Below are 2,526 nucleotides of genomic sequence, written 5' to 3' on the forward strand. Positions count from 1 at the left end.
GCAGGGCGACCCCGGGCAGGATCATGCGGTCTTCGGCACCGACCAGCAGCAGCAAGGGCACATCGAGATCCGGCAGTCCCGCCTCGAGCGGCCGCGTGTCCCAGTGCCCCATCATCGCGAGCGCCGACCCGGTGTGCACCGGGTTGCGCGACAACCTCCCATACAGATCCCGGCCGCGCGGATCGAGCACCGACCCCGTGCGCTCGAGCAGGCGCTCGACCTCCTGCGGCGACTCCATGCGGCGCGCGAAAAGCCGCGGCAACCACTCGCCTGACACGACGGAGCGGACCAGCGGCGTGAACGCCGGGTGACGAAGGCCCGGCAACGGCAGCAGCGCGCCGTTGAGGCTGACCAAGGCCTGCGATCGCAACTGCCCCGTCAACTGCATCTGGCACAGCAGTGCCGCGCCCGCCGAATGGCCCACCGCGATCTGCGGCGGCAGCGCGAGGGCGCTTAACAGCGCCGCGACCGCGGCCGACATCCCGGGCAGCGAAAGGCCGGCGGGGTCCGCAGGACGCGCGGTGAACCCGTGTCCCGGCAGGTCGGGCGCGACCACCTGGAACCGCGCCGCAAGCAAGGGCAAGAGGTCGCGGAACGAATGCGTCGAGGCGCCGGTGCCGTGCAACAACAGCAGCACCGGCCCGCTGCCCATGACCTGGACATGCCAACGCAGGCCCCCGGCATCGACGAACCGGCTCGCCTCGCGGTTCGGCCAGTCGAGTCCGTCAGTCTCCCAGTCGGGTGCGCGCAGGGCCGGCATGCCCGCATCCTACCGTCCCCGCGCCGCGACGGCGACCGACTGCGTTACCATCCGGGCCATGCTCCGACGCATCCTGGCCGCGATCGCGCTCGCCGTCGCCGCGCTCGCCCTCTTATTCTTTGTCGGCCCGGTATACCGCATCGCGCCCCCCGCGGAGCCGCCGGCGTTGCCGGCAGAGGCGGCCGACGGCACCGTCCTCGAGCGCTGGATCGCGGCGCGCGAGGCCGCACACCCGGACATCGTGCCGGGCGCAGAGAAGACGATCGTCTGGGCCCACGCCGACCGGCGTCGTACACCGCTCTCGATCATCTACCTGCACGGCTACTCGGCCACCCGCCAGGAGATCGCGCCCTTCTGCGACTTGCTCGCCGCGCGGCTCGGCGCCAACCTCTTCTACACCCGGCTGAGCGGCCACGGCCGGGCGCCCGCCGCCATGGGCGAAGTGACCGGCGACGACTGGCTGCAGGACGCATCCGAGGCGCTCGCGATCGGGCGACGGATCGGCGAGCGCGTGCTGGTGGTCGGCACCTCGACCGGCGGCACGCTGGCCCTGTGGTTGGCGCAGCAGCCGGAAGCGTCGTCGATCGCCGCGCAGCTGCTGGTCTCACCCAATCTCGGACCCAAAGACCCCAACGCCGACCTGCTCGCCGGCCCGTGGGGCGCGCAATTGCAGCAGTGGTTGATCGGCGAAGAACACCGTTGGCAGCCGGCGAACCCCGAGCAGGCGAAGTTCTGGACCTGGCGCTATCCGGCGCGTGCGCTGGTGCCGATGATGGCGCTCGTGAAGGAGGTGCGCGCCTCGCCGCTCGAGCAGATCCGCGTGCCCACGCTGGTCGTGTATTCGCCGCTCGACCAGGTGGTGAGCCCGCAGCGCATCGAGGACGCCTACGCCCGCCTCACCATGCCGGCACGGCGCCTGCATCGCGCCGCACCCGGTGAGGACCGCTCACAGCATGTGCTCGCGGGCGACATCCTCGCCCCGTCCGGGACAGCGCCCTTGCTCGCCGAGATGCTCGCGTTCATCGAGGCGCTGCCCGAGACCCCGGCATCGGCAGCGACGAGGGCTCAGGCGCCGCTCGGCACCCAAGGCGTGAGCGTCGCGCGATAACGGGCGATGCGCGACCGGTAGACATCCGCCGCGCGACGCGCGCGCAGTCGGTCCTCCGCCGTGAGCTCGCGCACCACGACACCGGGCGCGCCCATGACCAGCACGCCATCGGGATACTGCTTGCCAGGCGGCAGCACCGCGCCTGCGGCGATGACGCAGCCGCGTCCGATCACGACCCCGTCTAGCACCCGCGCACCGTTGCCCACCAACGACCCCTCGCCGACCGTGCAACCGTGCAGCAACACCTGATGGCCGATCGTGACATCAGCGGCGACCACCAAGGGCACCCCGGGGTCGGTGTGCAACACGCTGCCGTCCTGGACGTTGCTGCCCTCACCGACCTCGATCCAGTCGTTGTCGCCGCGCAGCACCGCGTTGAACCAGACGCTTGAGCCGGCCGCGAGGCGCACGCTGCCGATGAGGTCCGCCGACGGCGCGACCCACGCGTCGGGCGAGATCTCCGGATGCCGTCCGTCGATGCTGTAGATCATCCGCCGTGCTCCCGCAGCCATCGCGGCCAATCCGCCTCGGTATCGCCACACGCGATGAAATCCGGGTTGAGCCATCCGTCGTGAGCGTTGTAGCGCAGCGGCGTCCCGTCGAGCCGCATCACGCGGCCGCCCGCGCCGAGCAACACCGCATGCCCGGCCGCGGTGTC

At 71.6% G+C, this 2,526-nt stretch carries 3 protein-coding genes; 1 reads left to right on the forward strand and 2 read right to left on the reverse strand.

Annotated elements, in window-relative coordinates; translation table 11 throughout:
* On the reverse strand, positions 1-760 hold a 760-nt coding region (gene bchO, locus ACIQ2L_RS13580; protein WP_396159732.1), incomplete at its 3' end, for an alpha/beta fold hydrolase BchO.
* 58 nt (positions 761-818) lie between these two features.
* Between bchO and ACIQ2L_RS13585 the strand changes: the two genes are divergently transcribed.
* Positions 819-1,868, forward strand: coding sequence for an alpha/beta hydrolase (locus ACIQ2L_RS13585; protein WP_396159734.1), 1,050 nt, complete (start codon positions 819-821; stop codon positions 1,866-1,868).
* Here the strand turns inward: ACIQ2L_RS13585 and ACIQ2L_RS13590 are convergent.
* A complete protein-coding gene (locus ACIQ2L_RS13590) occupies positions 1,826-2,359 on the reverse strand; it encodes a gamma carbonic anhydrase family protein (RefSeq protein WP_396159736.1) in 534 nt (177 codons plus the stop codon). The genes ACIQ2L_RS13585 and ACIQ2L_RS13590 overlap by 43 nt on opposite strands.
* Between the last annotated feature and the right edge of the window lie 167 nt (positions 2,360-2,526).

This window comes from Flavobacterium sp. (assembly GCF_044369455.1).
Taxonomy (GTDB): Bacteria; Bacteroidota; Bacteroidia; order Flavobacteriales; family Flavobacteriaceae; genus Flavobacterium.